At 55.2% G+C, this 19696-nt stretch carries 19 protein-coding genes and 1 pseudogene; 9 read left to right on the forward strand and 11 right to left on the reverse strand.

The window, feature by feature from the left end; genetic code table 11:
* Window positions 1-64: 64 nt before the first annotated feature.
* Both cydH and OGY35_RS19630 read left to right on the forward strand, forming a co-directional pair.
* Entirely contained in the window at window positions 65-154 is a 90-nt protein-coding gene (gene cydH, locus OGY35_RS19625; protein ID WP_086512609.1) for a cytochrome bd-I oxidase subunit CydH, read from the forward strand.
* Between the two features lie 168 nt (window positions 155-322).
* Window positions 323-1489, forward strand: a complete 1167-nt coding sequence (locus OGY35_RS19630) for an MFS transporter (RefSeq protein ID WP_286633191.1) — start codon at window positions 323-325, stop codon at window positions 1487-1489.
* Between the two features lie 46 nt (window positions 1490-1535).
* Here OGY35_RS19630 and sodB read toward each other — a convergent pair whose 3' ends face one another.
* Window positions 1536-2117 carry a superoxide dismutase [Fe] gene (sodB, locus tag OGY35_RS19635; protein WP_061077390.1) on the reverse strand — a complete coding sequence of 194 codons (582 nt, stop codon included), beginning with the start codon at window positions 2115-2117 and terminating at the stop codon, window positions 1536-1538.
* A 126-nt stretch (window positions 2118-2243) separates the two neighbouring features.
* The gene (locus tag OGY35_RS19640) at window positions 2244-3077 is read right to left on the reverse strand and encodes a C40 family peptidase (protein ID WP_286633192.1); all 834 of its coding nucleotides are present in this window, start codon (window positions 3075-3077) and stop codon (window positions 2244-2246) included.
* Window positions 3078-3412: 335 nt separating this feature from the next.
* Between OGY35_RS19640 and grxD the strand changes: the two genes are divergently transcribed.
* Window positions 3413-3760 carry a monothiol glutaredoxin 4 gene (gene grxD / locus OGY35_RS19645; protein ID WP_042319226.1) on the forward strand — a complete coding sequence of 116 codons (348 nt, stop codon included), beginning with the start codon at window positions 3413-3415 and terminating at the stop codon, window positions 3758-3760.
* 82 nt (window positions 3761-3842) lie between these two features.
* On the opposite strand, the gene OGY35_RS19650 is transcribed toward grxD, so the two are convergent.
* The 5 genes from OGY35_RS19650 to OGY35_RS19670 form a co-directional block, all read right to left on the reverse strand.
* Window positions 3843-8522 (reverse strand): ATP-dependent helicase, encoded by a 4680-nt coding sequence (locus tag OGY35_RS19650; protein WP_286633193.1) that lies wholly within the window; start codon window positions 8520-8522, stop codon window positions 3843-3845.
* 146 nt (window positions 8523-8668) lie between these two features.
* Window positions 8669-9316, reverse strand: a complete 648-nt coding sequence (gene rnt / locus OGY35_RS19655) for a ribonuclease T (RefSeq protein ID WP_102601897.1) — start codon at window positions 9314-9316, stop codon at window positions 8669-8671.
* Window positions 9317-9420: 104 nt separating this feature from the next.
* A complete protein-coding gene (gloA, locus tag OGY35_RS19660) occupies window positions 9421-9828 on the reverse strand; it encodes a lactoylglutathione lyase (RefSeq protein ID WP_043000807.1) in 408 nt (135 codons plus the stop codon).
* A 96-nt stretch (window positions 9829-9924) separates the two neighbouring features.
* A complete protein-coding gene (locus OGY35_RS19665; RefSeq protein WP_152404833.1) occupies window positions 9925-11022 on the reverse strand; it encodes an alkene reductase in 1098 nt (365 codons plus the stop codon).
* A 57-nt stretch (window positions 11023-11079) separates the two neighbouring features.
* A complete protein-coding gene (locus OGY35_RS19670; RefSeq protein ID WP_152404832.1) occupies window positions 11080-11679 on the reverse strand; it encodes a TetR/AcrR family transcriptional regulator in 600 nt (199 codons plus the stop codon).
* Window positions 11680-11780: 101 nt separating this feature from the next.
* On the opposite strand from OGY35_RS19670, the gene OGY35_RS19675 reads away from it, so the two are divergent.
* The 3 genes from OGY35_RS19675 to sodC all read left to right on the forward strand — a co-directional run bounded on the left by OGY35_RS19675 (window position 11781) and on the right by sodC (window position 13566).
* Window positions 11781-12020 (forward strand): DUF1289 domain-containing protein, encoded by a 240-nt coding sequence (locus OGY35_RS19675; protein WP_152404831.1) that lies wholly within the window; start codon window positions 11781-11783, stop codon window positions 12018-12020.
* 49 nt (window positions 12021-12069) lie between these two features.
* The gene (locus tag OGY35_RS19680) at window positions 12070-12966 is read left to right on the forward strand and encodes an aldo/keto reductase (RefSeq protein WP_286633194.1); all 897 of its coding nucleotides are present in this window, start codon (window positions 12070-12072) and stop codon (window positions 12964-12966) included.
* Window positions 12967-13044: 78 nt separating this feature from the next.
* A complete protein-coding gene (gene sodC / locus OGY35_RS19685) occupies window positions 13045-13566 on the forward strand; it encodes a superoxide dismutase [Cu-Zn] SodC (protein ID WP_286633195.1) in 522 nt (173 codons plus the stop codon).
* On the opposite strand, the pseudogene OGY35_RS19690 reads toward sodC, so the two are convergent.
* The 3 genes and pseudogenes from OGY35_RS19690 to OGY35_RS19700 all read right to left on the reverse strand — a co-directional run bounded on the left by OGY35_RS19690 (window position 13542) and on the right by OGY35_RS19700 (window position 16652).
* A pseudogene (locus tag OGY35_RS19690) lies at window positions 13542-15582 on the reverse strand (FUSC family protein). The gene sodC and the pseudogene OGY35_RS19690 sit on opposite strands and share 25 nt — an antisense overlap.
* Window positions 15583-16440, reverse strand: coding sequence for an efflux RND transporter periplasmic adaptor subunit (locus tag OGY35_RS19695; RefSeq protein ID WP_152404827.1), 858 nt, complete (start codon window positions 16438-16440; stop codon window positions 15583-15585).
* Between the two features lie 2 nt (window positions 16441-16442).
* Window positions 16443-16652, reverse strand: coding sequence for a DUF1656 domain-containing protein (locus tag OGY35_RS19700; RefSeq protein ID WP_152754576.1), 210 nt, complete (start codon window positions 16650-16652; stop codon window positions 16443-16445).
* A 222-nt stretch (window positions 16653-16874) separates the two neighbouring features.
* On the opposite strand from OGY35_RS19700, the gene slyA reads away from it, so the two are divergent.
* Window positions 16875-17315, forward strand: a complete 441-nt coding sequence (slyA, locus tag OGY35_RS19705) for a transcriptional regulator SlyA (RefSeq protein ID WP_080949892.1) — start codon at window positions 16875-16877, stop codon at window positions 17313-17315.
* 44 nt (window positions 17316-17359) lie between these two features.
* Here slyA and slyB read toward each other — a convergent pair whose 3' ends face one another.
* Window positions 17360-17827, reverse strand: a complete 468-nt coding sequence (slyB, locus tag OGY35_RS19710) for an outer membrane lipoprotein SlyB (protein WP_046480503.1) — start codon at window positions 17825-17827, stop codon at window positions 17360-17362.
* 274 nt (window positions 17828-18101) lie between these two features.
* Between slyB and anmK the strand changes: the two genes are divergently transcribed.
* Together anmK and mliC are read left to right on the forward strand one after the other, a co-directional pair.
* Window positions 18102-19223, forward strand: coding sequence for an anhydro-N-acetylmuramic acid kinase (gene anmK, locus OGY35_RS19715; protein ID WP_286633196.1), 1122 nt, complete (start codon window positions 18102-18104; stop codon window positions 19221-19223).
* Window positions 19224-19316: 93 nt separating this feature from the next.
* Window positions 19317-19640 (forward strand): C-type lysozyme inhibitor, encoded by a 324-nt coding sequence (gene mliC, locus OGY35_RS19720; RefSeq protein ID WP_044254665.1) that lies wholly within the window; start codon window positions 19317-19319, stop codon window positions 19638-19640.
* Window positions 19641-19696 lie beyond the last annotated feature (56 nt).

The raw sequence follows: 19696 nt of genomic DNA on the forward strand, positions 1-19696 counted from the left end.
GCACTCAAGTGTGCAAAAATGCGCTATATCACTTTTTGTGTGGGAATAAAAAGGAGAAAAGTTGATGAGCACCGATCTGAAATTTTCATTAGTGACCACGTTTATTGTTCTGGCTTTAATCGTTGCTGGCGGTCTGACAGCGGCACTGCATTGATTTCCCTCGGGGGAGTGCCTGCTCCCTCGAACCTCCCGCCATATTGTTATCGAATCTGCAAAAGTCTTTTGTATTTTTGTTAACTTCTCTTTTTTTGTGATTGATGTCATGCTTTTGACTCTTAGTTAAGCCTCGCGCCTCATCGCGAAGAGCCGGAGTCATCACTGCATGAAAATTAATTATCCGTTACTGGCGCTGGCCATCGGCGCATTCGGCATCGGTACGACCGAATTCTCGCCAATGGGGCTGCTGCCCGTCATTGCGCGCGGCGTTGATGTGTCCATCCCCGCCGCAGGCATGTTGATTAGCGCCTATGCCGTCGGCGTGATGGTTGGGGCCCCGCTGATGACGCTGCTTCTGTCACATCGTGGACGCCGTAATGCGCTGATTTTTCTGATGGCAATCTTTACGCTTGGTAACGTGCTCTCGGCGATTTCGCCGGATTACACCACGCTGATGCTGTCACGCATTTTAACCAGCCTCAACCACGGCGCGTTCTTCGGCCTGGGTTCCGTTGTAGCAGCCAGCGTGGTGCCGAAGCACAAACAGGCCAGCGCCGTTGCCACGATGTTTATGGGGCTGACTATCGCCAATATCGGCGGCGTTCCGGCGGCGACCTGGCTGGGGGAAACCATCGGCTGGCGAATGTCGTTTATGGCGACAGCCGGTCTGGGCGTTATCTCGATGCTGAGTCTCTTTTTCTCGTTGCCGAAAGGCGGTGCCGGGGCGCGTCCGGAAGTGAAAAAAGAGCTGGCGGTGTTAATGCGTCCTCAGGTGCTCTCCGCGCTGCTGACTACCGTGTTGGGGGCGGGCGCTATGTTTACGCTGTATACCTATATTTCGCCTGTTCTGCAAAGCATCACCCATGCGACCCCGACCTTCGTGACCGGGATGCTGGTTCTGATTGGCGTGGGCTTCTCCATTGGTAACTACCTCGGCGGTAAACTGGCCGATCGCTCGGTTAACGGTACGCTGAAGGGCTTTTTGCTGCTGCTGATGGTGATTATGCTGGCTATCCCCTTATTGGCTCAAAATGAACTGGGGGCGGCGGTCAGTATGGTGGTCTGGGGGGCGGCGACCTTTGCGGTGGTGCCTCCGCTGCAAATGCGCGTCATGCGTGTGGCTCACGAAGCGCCAGGCCTGTCGTCTTCCGTGAATATCGGCGCTTTTAATCTCGGAAATGCACTGGGTGCCGCCGCCGGTGGGGCCGTGATTTCTGGCGGGTTAGGCTACAGTTTTGTTCCTGTGATGGGGGCGATTGTGGCAGGTATGGCGCTGTTGTTAGTGTTTGTCTCGGCGAGAAAACAGCCTGAACAGGTGTGCGTCGCAGGTTAATGGCAGAACAAAAACGCAGAAGGGACGCCCTTCTGCGTTATCTTTTTTACGCGGCGAAGTTCTTCGCGACAAACTCCCAGTTCACCAGCGCCCAGAAGTGCTCCAGGTAGCCAGGACGTGCATTGCGGTAGTCAATGTAATACGCATGCTCCCACACGTCGACGGTCATCAGCGGGGTGGCGTCGGTGGTCAACGGCGTGCCGGCGTTAGATGTTGAAACGATAGCCAACTTGCCATCCTTTCCTTTTACCAGCCAGGTCCAGCCGGAACCGAAGTTTTTGATCGCCGCATCGGTAAACTGCGCTTTGAACTCCGCAAAGCTGCCGAAAGAGGCGGCAATCGCGTCAGCCAGTTTACCGGTTGGCTCGCCGCCCGCATTCGGCGCCAGGCAGTTCCAGTAGAATGTGTGGTTCCAGACCTGAGCGGCGTTGTTGAACACGCCACCTTCGGAGCTTCGTACGATCTCTTCCAGTGATTTTCCTTCAAAGGCGGTGCCTTTGATCAGGTTGTTCAGGTTGGTGACATAGGTCTGATGGTGTTTGCCATAGTGATATTCCAGCGTTTCGGCGGAAATGTGCGGCGCAAGCGCGTCTTTGGCATACGGTAGTGCAGGTAATTCGAACGACATTGCTTCTCTCCTTATTATTAATAGTATTTCGCGCAATAACCTTATTGTGCGTAAGGATAGGGTAGCAAATTGAAAGGTGAGACAAAAGATGAACTTACCCTGTTGCGTTAACAACAGGGTAAAGTTTTAACGAATGGTTTTGGGGGTCATGACCCGGCGAGCGCCAACGTAGTGGCGTTGCCAGTAATCTTCGCTGAGCGACGTGATCTGGATTTCCTGACCGCTGCGCGGCGACTGGATAAATTTGCCGTTGCCGACATAAACGCCAACGTGGTCGGCGGTGCCGCGTCCCTGAGTGCGGAAGAACACCAGATCGCCATTTTTTAATTCTTCACGGTCAATCGGTGCGGCATCACGCAGGTGATACATTTCATTTGCGGTGCGCGGAATACGGAATTTCACGAGATCTTTATAGGCGTAATAGACCAGACCGCTGCAATCGAAACCGGTGCGCGGCGACGTGCCTCCCCAGCGGTACGGTTTGCCAATCTGGCTCATTAATTTGTTCATCGCCGTGCTGGTCGCTTTTTGCACTTTGACTTTATGTGCATCCGCAATCTTTCCTGGCCCTGTGTTCTTCACTTTCACACACGTCGGTTTGTGCCCTTTGCGCGGGGTGCATTTTTCGCTCCAGGTGACGGAGGCTGTCTTTTTCGTCGCGACGGTTTTTCCTTTGTGGCTGGCTGTTTTGCTGGCTTTAGCGGGAGCGGTAATTTTTTTCTTAGAAGAAGAGGCGGTTTTAGTACTGGATTTGCTGGTGGTTTTCTTAACGGTTTTTTGACTGGTTTTATTCGTTTTTTTTGCTGTTGCCGTACTTTTCTTTTTGTCGCTGGCTTTCTTATTATGCGAAAGATCAGCGGTGTCCCTGGCTTGCTTGGACGCATGTGCCATCGGCATAAAGGGAATCGTTGTAAATAGTAAAGCACAGAGCGTGAGGGAAAGTCGGTTTATCCGCGCCACTGAGCATTCCTCTGTTAAGGCAGGTCGCAATCATACCTGCGTGTGATTTACAAAACCTGATGATTCTAATCTATAGAAACGGATAAAGTTAATAGCTTTTATTGTTAAAAATGCGGTTTCGCTATTGAGTGCAAAAAAAAACAGCAGCCAAAGCTAAATTTGGTTATTTGGCGCGCACTTCTGACATAAGCACCGGGGAAACCATTATTGGGAATGCAACTTAAGCGTTCAGACGATAAAATAGTAAAGCGTAATGAAAATGTTATTTTCCGATGTCGCCCTGAACCGCTACAATGTCAGACGACTGCCGTAAAAGAAGTTAAGGAAGCAAGACAATGAGCACCACTATCGAAAAAATCCAGCGCCAGATCGCTGAAAACCCGATTCTCCTGTACATGAAAGGTTCTCCAAAACTGCCAAGCTGCGGGTTTTCAGCCCAGGCTGTGCAGGCGCTTTCCGCCTGTGGTGAGCGTTTTGCCTATGTGGATATTCTGCAAAACCCGGATATTCGCGCTGAACTGCCGAAATACGCGAACTGGCCGACCTTCCCGCAGCTGTGGGTTGACGGTGAACTGGTTGGCGGCTGTGACATTTTGATCGAAATGTACCAGCGTGGCGAACTGCAGCAACTGATCAAAGAGACCGCTGCAAAATACAAATCTGAAGAATCAGATGCTGAGTAATCAGTAGATGGTTAAGAGGAGCTTTTCCGTGTCAGGGTAAGCTCCTTTTCATTTCTGCCGCTCTGCTGCACCCTCGGCATGTCTACCCCCAGTCAAGTCCCTGCGGCGAACTGGAAAACCCGACCTCCCGAAGCAGGGTAAACAGACGGGTTTGCCGGACCGGTTTATCGTTAACTTCTGTCAGGGTAAAACGAAGTCGCGGCTCACGGCGTAAAGCACTCGCCAACGCCCTGAATATTTCCGCTGAAATCGTCTCCTCATTTTCGCTCCAGACCATCATCTTTTTCCCGCCCTGAGCGAGATACAGCCGCAGCTGGCCGGCAGAAATAACGACAAATGCGCCATTACGGCGTCCGGGTACCAGAGACGACGGATGCGTCGGCCACGGCAGAAGCGCGCCCCAGGGATTGGCCGGGTCGTTTGCGGATAACGCCACCGCCGTAAAAGCCTGATGTTCAGTATTTGATGAGGTAAGATCGCGAAGGCGATCGATAGTAGGCCGCTCGGCAAACTGCGCACCGCCCATTCCCTCAACGAAACGCCCTCGTAAAATGCGTCCCGAATCCTCCATGCTTCGACACAGTGTCTGCATGGCAGGAAACTCCCCAGGGACATTCTCCGCAATCACCGCCTGCCTACCGATCACGCCGTAGCGATCGAGCATATTCTCCGCGCAGGCCAACATTCGCTCGGTATCATTTAACGTCTCTCGCGGCAGCAGTGACCAGCGTCCGGCCAGCGCAGGAGTGGTGTAAGAAACCGGTACGGAAACTGACGTGGGGCGAGTTGAGGCATAGACAGGGCGTCCACGACGCATACGCGGTGAGCGTCGCGACGGCTGACGTGACGCAGAGACAGTGCGCGACAGGCCTCGTAGCGGGGCCCAGATATCGGTTGTGATGTACCCTTGCCAGACCAGCCCCCAAAGGGCCTCATGCAGCGTGGCCGGCGTTATCCACTCATCATTGCCAGACCTTTGCGTCCGGGCCTGAATCAACGCGCTGAGTTGCTGTGCAAACCATGCGCCGCCGCCTGAGAGGACGTCTAAAATGGCGCGCTGCAAGTCTGAAAGCGACTCGCTGTCACCGGATGGCGGGGAAAGCGTCTCCGCCAGATAATCCCGTAGATGCAGTACCACTCGTCCGTCATCATCGCCCAGTTTCTTTTGCCCTGACCAGATGACTTCACCGGTTGCAAGCAGCTCATCGAGCATGTCCGGCGAATAGTCCCTGACCCGGGCAGGGAAAATCTGGCTTTCCCACAGTGAGGCGGGCAGGCCGAGTCCGGCAAGTTGTTCAATAACCCTCGTGACACTGTCACTTCCTTCAAGCATTCCCGCTGAGGACGCCGGAAGGCGCGCCGGGCTGCCGTCGGCGGGTGAAATGAGCCCATGACGTTCCAGCAGCAGGCGGGTGTAGCTCGCCGCCGGGACAGGGCGGGTTGCTTCTCTGGCGGCATGCAGCGAGCGGATGCGCAGCCGATGAAATATGTCTTCATTCACCCACGTTGAAGAACGCGCGTCGTTGGGAGTGGATGACGCCCCCGTCCGCAGTTGGATCAGGACGCCCTCATCGCGTAACTGGCGCAGGAGATCGTCGGCGACGGCTACACCCAACCCGAACGCCTGCGCAATCTGATCGCCGGTAAAGAGCGTATGGGTGCGGCTGAAGCGCATGAAGAGGTCCCGCAGCGGTGTGTTCACCGGATGCAACCATGCAGCCGAAATCGTCGCTGGCAGGCGGACACCCAGCGCATCACGAAGTCTGGCCGCGTCATCCATACAGGCCATCTGCGCAGTACCTGCAATAACAACCGGGAAAATACGCTTGTCAGCCGTCAGGCCATCGAGCCAGGGCCCGATGTCAGCGATCGTTGCTTCGTGCCTGGCCGCAATATCCTCGATGGTCATTGGCCCCAGTTCGCGCAGCAAATCGTAAACGCCTTCCATTCCCTGGGCTTTTCTGCCCGCAGCCCGCCGCTGAAGCTCATCCTCTACCTGGCGGATAATCTCCGGGTCGAGCAACTCCAGCGGATCGCCCTGGCCTAACAGGTTGCCCAGCAGTTCGCTGTCCAGCGCCAGTACCGAGGCCCGCCGCTCCGCCAGTGGAACGTCGGTGGCGTACATAAATTCCGCGACATAACCAAACAACAGATCGGTAGCAAACGGCGAAGGAGCGGGCGTGGTGACTTCAGATATCTGGATCTCGCCGGTGTTCAGGCGGCGTATGACCTGTTCGAGCGCGTCAAGATCGTAGACGTCCTGGAGGCATTCTCGGGCGGTTTCCAGAATAATGGGAAAGTCAGGATAGCCCGCTGCAATTTCCAGAAGCTGGCTGGCGCGCAGGCGCTGCTGCCAGAGTGGTGAGCGACGTCCCGGCGTGCGGCCAGGCATCAGCAGGGCGCGGGCGGCGCATTCTCTGAAGCGGGCGGCAAACAGCGCCGTGCTGCTGACGGCTTCCCGGACAATGCGCAACAGTTTTTCCGGATCGAACAGAAAAATGGCGGCATCCGGCAGCTTTCCGTCGCTGTCCGGAATGCGGGCGACAATCCCGTCATCGCTGGCGACAATCGACGCGTCAGCCCCCCATTGCGCATGGAGGCGTCCGGCAATCGCAAGGGCCCAGGGGGCATGTACCCGGCGGCCATAAGGCGAATGCAGAATGACCCGCCAGTCACCTATCTCATCACGACAGCGTTCAAGTACCAGATGACGGCTCCAGGGGAGCACGCCCGTGGCATTCTTTTGATCGTTAATTAACCCTTTGATATTCGATAAAACATTATCGTCGCGCAGTCGGGGGGAGAGTTGTCGCTCCGCGTTGTCATCGGACAGGGTATGGATGAAATCACCAATACGTTCCCCCAGTTCCGCAGGACGCCCGACGCCTTCGCCGCGCCAGAACGGAAGCCTGGCCGAGCGTCCGGGCGCAGGGACGACGATAACCTGATCGCGGGTGATCTGTTGAATACGCCACGAACTGGCACCAAGCGTAATGATGTCGTTGACGCGAGACTCATACACCATCTCTTCATCCAGTTCGCCCACGCGTCGTGACCCCGCCTGTTCATCCCCTTCGGGGAGCAGCACGCTGAACATGCCACGGTCCGGAATGGTACCACCGCTGGTCACCGCCAGAAGTTGTGCGCCGGGGCGTGCCGTTAATAACCCGGTTTCGCGGTTCCAGATAATACGCGGTCTGAATACCGCAAAATCGCCAGAGGGATAGCGTCCCGCCAGCATATCCAGCGTGGCGTCAAACGCGCCTCTTGGCAGCGCTTTCCATGGAGAAGCCCGGCGGACGAGGGCATACCAGTCATCGACATTGACCGGATCCATGGAAACGGTGGCCACGGTTTGTTGCGCCAGAATATCCAGCGGGTTGCGCGGAGGCGTCAGGGTCTCCAGTTGCCCGGCGTACATACACTCGACAATCACCGCAGAATCAATCAGATCCCGGCGGGTTCTGGGATAGAATAGCCCCTTCGAGACGCCGCCAACCTGGTGGCTGGCTCGTCCGATGCGCTGCAGGCCGCTGGCGACTGAAAGGGGCGTTGCCACCTGAATCACCAGATCAACGGCGCCCATGTCGATCCCCAGCTCCAGACTTGACGTCGCCACCACACAGCGAAGTTCGCCTGATTTCAGGGCATGCTCCGTGACGGCCCGCTGCTCTTTGGACACCGAACCGTGATGCGAGCGGGCAATGTATTCTACGGCGTCCTGCGCCCGATTGCTGGTGGAGCCGGTTGACGAGTCATAGTGTACGGGTTCCGCCTGCGATTCAGGGGGGGCGTGTCGTCGCGAGAGATAGAGTTCATTCAGACGAGCCGTCAGTTTTTCCGCCAGCCCGCGCGAGTTGGTGAAGACAATAGTGGAGCGATGGCGAAGGATTTGATCGAGAATACCGGATTCAATGCGCGGCCAGACGGAACCTTCTCTGCCTTTGTGAATGGCATCGCTGCTGTCACTATTATCGGCTAAGACGTCATCCAGATTGGCGGCAGGTGCAACAATGCGGATATCCGGGTGACGGGTCGCGGGGGGATTGACCACGGTAACCGGGCGATCGCCGCCCAGAAAAGCCGCAACCTCCGTAACGGAACGCACCGTCGCCGACAGACCAATACGCTGCGCCGACCTCGTCAGAAGCGCATCCAGTCGTTCAAGGCTGAGCGCGAGGTGCGCACCACGTTTTGTGCCTGCCACCGCGTGTACTTCATCGACGATCACCGTTTCAACCCCGCGCAGCGACTCTCTGGCGCGCGAGGTGAGCATCAGATAAAGCGACTCCGGCGTGGTGATCAGAATATCAGGCGGATGACGACTGAGCTTCGCACGCTCCTGAGGTGGCGTATCTCCTGTACGGATACCGACCCGAATGGTCACCTCTGTCGCGCCGCATTTCTTCCGCTCTTCGCTAATCCCCTGAAGGGGAATTTGCAGATTGCGCTGAACATCCGTGCCGAGGGCTTTTATCGGAGAAATATAGAGGATGCGGGTGACTTTCTTTTCTTTGCCGGAGAGCGGCGTCGTGGGCTTTTCCTCACCTTCACGAAACAGGCGATCCAGTGCGTAGAGAAACGCGGCAAGGGTTTTCCCCGAACCGGTTGGGGCTATCACCAGCGCATGTTGATTCGTCGCGGTAACGGCCCACGTTTGCGACTGCACCAGCGTGGGATGCTGAAATGCCGAGATAAACCAGTCGCGGGTCGCCTGCGAGAAAATATCCGGCAGTGGGGGCGACGCATTGTTTGCTGACATGTTCCCTGTCCCTTTTGCGGTGTTGGCGGATCAAGACCTTTTTACAGAATAGCGGGAAATAAGCAGGGTGTATTGATACTGGTCAAATATACAGTGTCGGGGTGGGGGTGGCACGACCTGATAAACCGCGTTATCAGGCCATATCATCAGGCTTCTTCAGGCAGGGGTAACGGCCAACCGCCCAGACGCTTCCAGCGGTTGACGATTTCGCAAAACAGCACGGCGGTGCGCTCGGTATCATAAAGTGCAGAGTGCGCCTGGGTACCGTCAAACTCCATGCCTGCCGCAAGACACGCTTTGGAGAGCACCGTTTGTCCGAGAGCAAGTCCGCTCAGGGCGGCGGTATCAAACGTCACGAACGGATGGAACGGGTTGCGCTTGAGCGATGCTCGCTCGGCGGCAGCCATCATAAAGCTATGATCGAACGTCGCATTATGCGCCACCATGATGGCGCGACTGCAACCGCTGTCTTTAATGCCTTTGCGCACCATTTTGAAAATGGCGTGCAGGGCGTCATATTCGCTTACCGCGCCACGCAGCGGGTTAGACGGGTCGATACCGTTAAACGCCAGCGCTTCTGGCTGCAAATTCGCGCCTTCAAACGGCTCCACGTGGAATTGTAGCGTGCTGTCCGGCATCAGCCAGCCTTGTTCATCCATTTTCAGCGTGATGGCGGCGATCTCAAGCAGCGCATCGGTTTTGGCGTTAAATCCAGCCGTTTCAACATCAATGACGACGGGATAGAAACCACGAAAACGGTCGCACAGACCGGTAAGTTGAGCGTTATCGGACATCAGGGTCTCTTAGTACGGAAAAATTGCAGCGCGCATTATGCCAAAAAAAGCGGAGTGATGCAGTAAAACTACGGGCGCAGAGAGCAACTGCGCCCGGTAGGATGTTAGTTACCGAGACCTTTCCCGGCATCTTTCTCTTCGATCAGTTCGATTTTGTAACCGTCCGGATCTTCAACAAATGCAATAACGGTCGTGCCGCCTTTCACCGGGCCGGCTTCACGGGTGACGTTTCCGCCGTTCTGACGAATGCGTTCACAGGCTTCGGCCGCATTATCCACGCTCAGGGCGATATGACCGTAAGCAGTGCCCAGTTCGTATTTATCGACGCCCCAGTTGTAGGTCAGCTCAATCACCGCTTCATCACTCTCTTCGCCGTAGCCGACGAACGCCAGAGAGTATTTGTATTCCGTGTTTTCGCTGGTACGCAGCAACTTCATGCCCAGGACTTTAGTGTAAAAATCAATGGAGCGTTGCAGATCGCCAACGCGCAGCATCGTGTGAAGTAAACGCATGTTTTGTCCCCTTAAAAATGGTCAATACATTCAAAATGTTGTTTTAGTATAGCGGCGTTTTTACGCCGCTATCAATGCAGTAATGCGGATGGGGGATCAGAGCGTCGGGTAATCGGTATAACCTTCAGCGCCGCCGCCGTAGAAACTTTCGCTGCGCTGTGGGTTGAGTTCGGCTTTACGTTGCAGGCGCGCGACCAGATCCGGGTTAGCGATGTAATCGCGCCCAAAGGCGACAGCATCGATCAGTCCTTTCTCAATTAAGGTTTCTGCTTTCTCTGGCGTATAGGCGCCGGCACCGATGATCGGACCGTGGAAACGAGCGCGCACTTTTTCACGGAACGCGTCGGTATACGGCTTGCCGCCCGCCCAGTCGGGTTCAGACATGTGCAGATAAGCGATGCCGCGTTTACCCAGTTCTTCAATCAGATACAGCGCATCGGCTTCTTCGTTCGGACCATTGTCAACGTTCTGGAAGGTGCCGACAGGCGAGACGCGAATACCGATACGGTCTGCACCCCATTCTTTAATGCCTGCATCAACCACTTCCAGCACCAGACGTGCGCGATTCTCTACGCTGCCGCCGTACCGATCGTTACGATGGTTAGAAGAAGGGGAAAGGAACTGGTGCAGCAGGTAACCGTGCGCGGAGTGCAGTTCAACCAGATCGAAACCGGCTTCACGCGCATTGGCGATGGCCTGGCGGAAATCATTGACGATGCCCGGAATTTCATCGATTTCCAGTGCACGAGGCATTGAGGTATCTACGCGGATCGCCTGACCGTGTTCATCACGCAGGGAAGTACGGGTACCGGCACTGATAGCCGATGCTGACACCGGCGGTTGACCGCCCGGTTGCAGGCTGGAGTGAGAAATACGGCCTGTGTGCCATAACTGAACGGCGATATGACCGTTTTCAGCATGGACGCCCGCGGTGATTTTCTTCCACGCGGCGATTTGCTCATCGCTGTGCAGACCCGGCGCGCCGGCGTAACCCTTCGCCTGTGCGGAAATCTGTGTTGCTTCGCTGATGATAAGACCCGCGCTGGCGCGCTGGCGATAATACTCGGCCATTAACGGAGTCGGGATGTCGCCAGGCTCAATACTGCGCAAACGCGTCAGAGGAGCCATAAAAATACGGTTTGGTGCGGTGATCGCGCCCACTTTCAGTGGGGTAAACAGTTTATCAGATGACATAATATTTCCCGTTATAAATAGACCGGTCGTCTAGTGAGAGAGTAAATAAAACGCCTGTTAAGCACCAGGCGTTGCAATAATACGTTCCACATGTGCCAGCGCATTTTCCAGTGGGGTGGCACTGCGCGAAATCTTGGCCTGCAGATTCGCCCCCAGCCACAACGCGTAGAGAATTTGCGCCTGTTGCAGCGGCTCGCCTGCAAACGTCAAACAATGACTGTCGCGGCCTTTTTCCAGCGCCTGCGCCAGGATCGTCATAATCTTTCCGGCGCCCTGGTCCATCGCGGTGCGCATATCTTCCGACAGATCGCACACTTCGGCGGAAAGTTTAACCGTCAGGCAGCCGCTGATGATCCCTTGCTGGCAAAACTGGTTCAGAGTTTGCTGATAATAAGCCAGAATGCGATCGCGATAATTGCCAGGGCCCGTGTCAAAATGCGCCGCCAGCCGCTGATGATAACCGGCAAAGTGACGTTCCAGCATCGCGACGCCAAAGGCTTCTTTGGATCGAAAATAGTGATAAAACGATCCTTTCGGCACCCCGGCGGTTTTAAGCAACTCGCTCAGTCCCATACCGGTAAAGCCCCGCTGCATGCAAAGATGCTCACCGGTAGCCAGTAAGTGTTCGCGAGTATCGTATTCAGTTTGCTTGTTCATGGCAGGGAGTGTAATAGACCAGTCGGTCTAATGCAAGTCAGGTTGCCAGAAAGCGTGTTTACGTCTTCAATAGAATGAAGACCTGATTAAGAGGAAAGGGCGTGGCAGAGCAGTTAGAGTTTTTCCCCGTGCAGAGCCCGTGTCGGGGAATTTGCCAGTCAGATGAGCGCGGTTTTTGCCGGGGGTGTCTGCGCAGCAGGGAGGAGCGATTCAACTGGCAAAACATGAGCGACGGACAAAAACAAGACGTGCTGCGGTTATGCCGCCAGCGTCTGCTGCGTAAATTACGCGCAAATAAACCTGCGGCGCCAGAAGAACCTCAACAGCCTTCACTCTTTTAAGCCACTAATTGTATATACTCGCAGTAATTTACTTCACGAGGAAGCTGTTATGGTTCAGCGTATTACTCTTGCACCGCAAGGCCCGGAATTCTCCCGCTTTGTCATGGGATACTGGCGACTGATGGACTGGAAAATGTCCCCCCGGGAGCTGGTGAGCTTTATTGAAGCGCACCTGGATTTAGGTGTCACCACCGTGGACCATGCGGATATTTACGGTGGTTATCTGTGCGAAGCCGCCTTTGGCGAGGCGCTGAAACTGGCTCCTCATCTGCGCGAGCGCATGCAGATCGTCACCAAATGCGGTATCGCCACCACCGCCCGCGCGGAAAACGCGCTTGGCCACTACATCACTGACCGCGATCATATTGTGAAAAGCGCGGAACAGTCGCTGACTAACCTGGCGACTGACCATCTGGATCTGCTGTTGATCCACCGCCCGGACCCACTGATGGATGCCGATGAGGTCGCTGAAGCCTTCAAACACCTGCACCAGAGCGGTAAAGTGCGCCATTTTGGCGTCTCCAACTTTACCCCCGCACAGTTCACGCTGTTGCAATCGCGTCTTCCTTTCACGCTGGCGACCAATCAGGTGGAGATTTCACCGGTTTACCAACCGCTGCTATTAGACGGCACGCTCGATCAACTTCAGCAACTGCGTATTCGTCCGATGGCCTGGTCCTGCCTCGGTGGCGGGCGCCTGTTTAATGACGATGCGTTCCAGCCACTGCGCAACGAACTGGCGGTCATTGCACAAGAACTCAACGCCTCGTCCATTGAGCAAGTGGTTTACGCCTGGATACTGCGTCTGCCGTCGCAGCCGCTGCCGATCATCGGCTCCGGTAAAATTGAACGCGTTCGCGCGGCGGTGGAAGCGGAGTCGCTCAAAATGAGCCGTCAGCAGTGGTTCCGTATCCGAAAAGCGGCGTTGGGGTACGACGTACCGTAATCGCTAAATCATGGTTCTGCGTTCAAAATGGTGTCACTGGTTTACACTTAACCGACATGCATACAGAACGGAGGTCCTATGAAGCGATTGAGTCTGGCTGTGTTAACCCTGTTAGCCTGTACGGGCGCGCAAGCCGCCAGTGAGACAGTGGAGATGAATCTGGTCACCTCGCAAGGCGTTGGGCAGTCTATTGGGGAGGTGACCATTACCCAAACGGAGAAAGGGCTGGAGTTTACGCCGGATCTGAAAGCGCTGCCGCCGGGAGAACATGGTTTTCATATCCATGCCAACGGCAGCTGTCAGCCCGCGATTAAAGATGGCAAAGCGTCTCCTGCTGAGTCCGCAGGAGGACATTTTGACCCGCACAAAACCGGTAAACATGCCGGACCGGATGGCGAAGGGCACCAGGGCGATCTGCCTGTGCTGGTGGTTAATAACGAAGGTAAAGCCATTATTCCCGTCACGGCAACACGCCTGAAATCCCTGAATGATGTCAAAGACAAAGCGCTGATGATCCATGTCGGCGGCGATAATATGTCCGATCAGCCTAAACCGCTGGGCGGCGGCGGGGCGCGTTACGCCTGTGGGGTGATCAAGTAATCAGGACGTGAGCGTTCCTTCTGGCGGCGCTTGTTCCAGCTGAGAAAGTGAGCAATACAGCCGCCAGATGATGGCTGCCAGTTCTTGCGCAGCCGGCTGATGATGATGCGAAAGCGTCTCACAGATGCGCAGCAATTCGGTGAGCGTGGCGGCGAGGGGTCGCTGCTGGACACCGCGCTCATTCATTACATCGCGTAGTAACGAAATACAGATATCCCGCACGCGCGACAGCGGATCGGAGCGCGATTCCCAGGCGCGAAGCTGCCAGACCACGTGTGAACAGTTGAGCAGCACCACGCCCCAGCGTAAAAGCCAGCGTCTGGCCAGCGCATCCTGGCTGTTGCTTAGCTGGCTGATGTGGTGATACGTCAGCGACTCAAACTCGTTTTCACTGTGTGCAGGATGGCGGCTCAGTTGGTCGACAAAACTCCGGCGTAACGCGCGGATATGACGGCGACTTTTACGCGCATCCGATCCCGGACGCAAGATGGCGAAAGCAAGCCAGGACAAGGCGACTCCGACGATCTTGGCGGTGTTATCATTAAGGAAATCAGCAAAGTCATAGACGGGCGGATTGGTCACGGCGATAAACGATCCCATAAAGACAATGAGTTGTCCCCAAAGCCCCGCCAGTTTTGGCATCTGTAGCTTAAGCAGTTGCATGGTGGTCAGCAGGGGGAATAAAAACAGTAAGAATTCCCACAGTTCACTGATCTGCACCATCAGGCCAAACTTCACCACAAAGCTGAACAGCGATAACAACACCAGCGTACGCATCAGCAGCGTCAGTGATTTAAACGGCGTGGCAACGGCAGAGTAGAGCACGCAACTGATGGCGGCCAGCGTCAGCGCCCCCGAACCCGATTCCCACTGTGATCCAATGCTCCAGGCGCCAATCACCGTCAGCGTGACGAAAGTGCGCAAACCGCTCCAGAGCGCTTCAGCATTATCAGTGTGTCGCGCCAGCGCAGGCGCACGGGGAATATGGACAGGCGTCAGTGCCCCGCCATTTTCGATCAGGTATAACTGATGGCTGGTGCGCAGATAGAGACGGCAGAAGTAACATAACCGCTGCCAGAAGGCGACATGACGGTAATCAGCCCCGTTAGCGGGGGCAAGCGGGGCAATAATTCGAGCGATGGTGTAACTGTCCGTTTGCGAGCGGGCCAGGGCCGTCAAAAGTTGGTCAATGACATCGCGCGTGTGGGCTGGGGGATTTGGCCAGTTAAGCAACATCCTGCGCAGGCTTGAGATGACGCTGGTCAGGCGCAGCTGATGATGCAAGAGGGCATTCAACAGCGCATTCTGGCGACGAAAGCGGTAATGGCTCCAGAAGGCCTGGATACGCAGTAAGTTCATCGTCAATATTTGCCCGATCACCCCTTCGTGGGCAGAGCGGATGGCGTCGGTAGTCTCGGGTTGCCACAGCAGACTGGCATGTTCCAGCAAGCGCGCATGCATATTCTTCAACGCCGTCAGCAACGCGGTGCCATCGGAGGTGCTCGGCAGGATCATCATCATCGTGCCGCCGCAGAGGATCCCGACAATCACTTCACAGACGCGCGCCTGCGCGATATCCCAGAGTTGAGTGATCTCAACGATGTTGACCATCGGGAAGGCAATAATCGCCGCCGTGTAACCGGCAAGCTGAAAAGCGTAGGCCACGTTGTTGGTAAACTGCGCACAGGCCCAGGTACAAAAACCAATCCAGGCGGACATGCTCAGCAGAAAAAGCCATGGCTCGTTGAGAGTATGCCCGGCGAGAATCAACGCGGCGGTTGCGCCGAGCAAACTCCCGGCAATACGCCCGAGGCTCTTGCTGATAACGCCGCCGACGGTGGGAAAACTGACCACCGCGGCAGAGGTCATGGCCCAATAGGGTTCATCCAGGTTCAGATAATAGGCGAACGTCAACGCGAGACACATCGCGAGGGTATTACGCAATGCATAGCGCCACTGCCCGGCCGTCGCTTTCAGCCACGGCGTTTTGCTCAGATAGCGGTACAGGGGGGACATTTATTTGCCGATCGCTACGCTACAGGTCGTGCCGGAAACGAGCGTCACGTCATGGGGTAGTTGATCAAATTCGATACGTACCGGCACGCGCTGCGCCAGACGCACCCAGGGCACGTTAGGTTTGATATCCGGCACCAGTCCGGAATCGCTCTCCACGCTTTGGTCGTAAATGGCGCGACCGATGCTGGATACGTGACCCTGTAACTGAATATTGCCGCTGTAGAGCGTTATTCTGGCAGGCGCGCCCTCGCGGATATGACGCAACTTGGTTTCTTCAAAATACCCCATCACATAGAAGGAGTGGCTATCCACCAGAGCAAACAGCGGTTGCCCGGTGGTGGCGAAATCACCGGTACGCGTCGACAGATTGGTTATCCAGCCGGAGACCGGGGCATGGACATCCGTCTGCGCCAGTTGCCACTGCGCCTGTCTGAGCGTCGCCTGAGCGACGTCCACACTTGCCTGCATCGCTTTGACGTTCAGATTAGCGGTGTCTAACTCTTCTGCAGAAATGACGTTCTGCGATAAACGGCGGCGGCGGTTGGCTTCATTGTTGGCCTTTGCCAGTTCCGATTGCGCTTTAGCCAGTTGAGCCTGCGCGTTGAGTTCGGCGATATGAAAAGGGGTCTTATCAATGCGAAAGAGCAGATCGCCCGCGTTGACGAACTGGTTATCCTTTACCTGGAGATCGACGATAGTGCCAGACACCTGGGGGGTAATGCTGACCTGCTCGGCGCGCACCTTACCGTCACGCGTCCAGGGCGATTGCATGTAATAATTCCACATAAACCAACCCGCCAGAACGGCGAGGGCAGCAATCACAATTGTGGAGAAATACTTCAGTGTTTTCAGCGTCATAATTACCACGCAACCAATAGAAAAAGACCCGAACAGACGCAGAGGGCAAAAATCGACAGATCCATCAATAATGGATGCCAGATTTCACCGGAGTAGATGCGTTCGCGCAGCAGGCGATGGATGAAAAGCCAGAGGAAAAATCCCAGCGCGAAGGCCTTGAACAGCGGTGGGAAGTAAACAGATGCGCCAATCACCAGGTCTTGTAAGGGCATCCCTGTAGTATTGAGTGCGGAGGTCACAAGCAATAGTCCTTTGCGTCAGGTTACGTGTATACAGGTTTAGCAAAAACCGGCATGACGAGCGCTTTTTTCGCGTAATGTCTGAAAAATATGTCTGGCGGTAACCAATTGCAGCAATACATTTGTTTTAGCAATACAATTGCTGCACACTATTCTAAAATCAGTATAATATCTTAGCAAGCTAATTATAAGGAGATGAAATTGGAATCGCCATTAGGTTCTGATCTGGCACGGTTGGTGCGCATTTGGCGTGCTTTGATAGACCACCGTCTTAAGCCTCTGGAATTGACGCAGACACACTGGGTAACGCTGCATAATATTCATCAATTGCCACCGGATCAATCACAGATACAACTGGCAAAAGCGATTGGCATTGAACAGCCGTCACTGGTACGTACGCTGGATCAGCTCGAAGAGAAAGGGCTCATTTCGCGTCAAACCTGTGTCAGCGATCGCCGTGCTAAACGTATAAAGCTAACGGAAAAAGCAGAGCCGCTGATTGCCGATATGGAAGCGGTTATCAATAAAACGCGTGGTGAAATTCTGGAAGGGATTACTGCGCAGGAAATTGATCTGCTGATCAAGCTGATCACCCGACTTGAACACAATATTATTGAGCTCCAGTCGCACGATTAAAATCATGAAACGTGTGGTCAGGATCTGACCACACGTTAATTCACTTAGCGCGGAGAGACGGTAACCTGACGACCGTTGCTGGCCAGCACGACACGCTGTCCTGCAGAGAAACGCGTATCCCCTTGTTTCTGAACAACCATGATGGTGTTGCCATCATCCTTGCGGATTTCCAGCTCAACGCCCTGCGTTTTGTTCATCGCGCCCTGTACGCCTTGACCGGCAACGCCACCAGCGACAGCGCCTGCCGCGGTTGCCAGGGAACGACCCGTACCACCACCGACAGTATTCCCCAGGAAGCCGCCGAGCACGGCACCGCCAATGGCGCCGATCACGTTTTCATTATCACCGGCCTGAATTTTGACCGGACGGACGTTCACAATCGTACCGTAGGTGACATTCTGCACCTGCTTCGCTTCGGAGGCGGTGTAGACATCGCCTGAAAGGCTATCTGTGTTGGAACAACCCACCAGAGACAGGCCTGCCAGTGAAACGATCAGCACACGTTTAATCATCTAAAAATCTCCTGTTCACCATGAAACGCTACCCAAGCATCCCTCATGGTCAAATTATATGGTATTTGTGCGTTTAAGGTCACATGTTCTGTCTTAACGATGCAGAAATCATAATAACAGCCAGGTTAACCAACTTTAAACGAACTATTCAGCGGATCCACTTAATTGACATTGCGCACGCGCTTTCGGGGGAAAAACGTGAATGAAGCGTAGCATTGACTGCGCGTTTGTGATGGAGTGTTGACGCAACATTATGCTTAAAAAAGGAACATGTATGAAATCGGGCCGTTATATTGGCGTGATGTCTGGCACCAGTCTTGATGGTGTCGATGTAGTACTGGCGACGATTGATGACACGATGGTGGCTCAACAGGGGAGTCTCACCTGGCCGATGCCGGTGTCCCTTAAACAGGCGATTCTCGATATCTGTCAGGGACAATCCCTGACGCTCTCCCAGTTTGGTCAGTTGGATGTCCAGTTGGGCATGCTGTTTGCAGAGGCGGTAAATGCGCTGCTGGCACAGGAAAAACTCCGTCCGCAAGACATTGTCGCCATCGGCTGCCACGGGCAAACCGTGTGGCATGAACCTGGCGGCGTTGCACCGCACACGCTACAGATTGGCGATAACAACCAGATTGTGGCGCGTACCGGTATCACGGTGGTCGGCGATTTCCGCCGTCGTGATATTGCGCTGGGCGGACAGGGCGCGCCACTGGTGCCCGCATTTCATCAGGCGCTGCTCGCGCATCCAACGGAGCGAAGAATGGTGCTCAACATTGGCGGTATAGCGAATCTGTCGATGTTGATTCCAGGGCAACCCGTTCGTGGATACGATACCGGTCCTGGCAATATGCTGATGGATGCCTGGATCTGGCGGCAGTGCGGTAAACCTTATGATAAAGATGCGCAATGGGCCTGCGGCGGGACGGTGATTATTCCGTTGCTGCAAAACATGCTCAGTGACCCCTGGTTCTCGCTACCGGCACCGAAAAGTACCGGACGGGAATACTTCAACTATGGCTGGATCGAACGTCAGATGACGGCGTTCCCGGGGATTAGCCCGCGAGACGTTCAGGCGACGCTGACGGAACTGACGGCGGTAACCATCTCCGAGCAGGTGCTGCTGAGCGGAGGGTGTGAGCGCCTGATGGTCTGCGGCGGCGGCAGTCGCAACCCGCTGTTGATGACACGCCTGGCGGGACTGCTGCCGGGAACCGAAGTGACCACCACCGATGAAGCCGGGATTAGCGGCGATGATATGGAAGCGCTGGCGTTTGCGTGGCTGGCATGGCGTACGCTTGCCGGTCTTCCGGGCAATCTGCCCTCGGTCACCGGTGCCCGCGAAGCGAGTGTGCTCGGTGCTGTTTTCCCCGCCAACCCGCGAACTCAGAGTTAACTGAATTTTTCTTTCGTCTTCTGCCGTTACACTGTGGAGATTAAGGAGGGTGAATTCACCCTCCCGGACCAGGAAAGTCTTCAGGATACGTCTATGAAAAAACTGCTACTCATCTGTTTCCCGCTTATGCTGTCCGGTTGTAGCGTCTACAATCAGTTTGTTGAGCGAATGCAAACGGACACGCTGGAATACCAGTGTGATGAAAAACCGCTGACGGTGAAATTGAATAATACCCGTCAGGAGGTGAACTTTGTTTATGACAACAAACTGCTCAATCTGAAGCAGGGCATCTCGGCGTCGGGCGCGCGTTATACCGACGGAATTTATGTGTTCTGGTCGAAAGGCGACGGTGCGACCGTCTACAAACGTGACCGTATCGTGCTGAATAACTGCCAGTTACAAAACCCGAAGCGTTGAGATTTCCAGCAGGGCGGCGCACAATAGCGCCACCCACTGACAATCCGTAGCGAGCA

Origin of the sequence: Citrobacter sp. Ct235 (assembly GCF_030332305.1) — a bacterium.
GTDB classification, from domain to species: domain Bacteria; phylum Pseudomonadota; class Gammaproteobacteria; order Enterobacterales; family Enterobacteriaceae; genus Citrobacter_A; species Citrobacter_A telavivensis.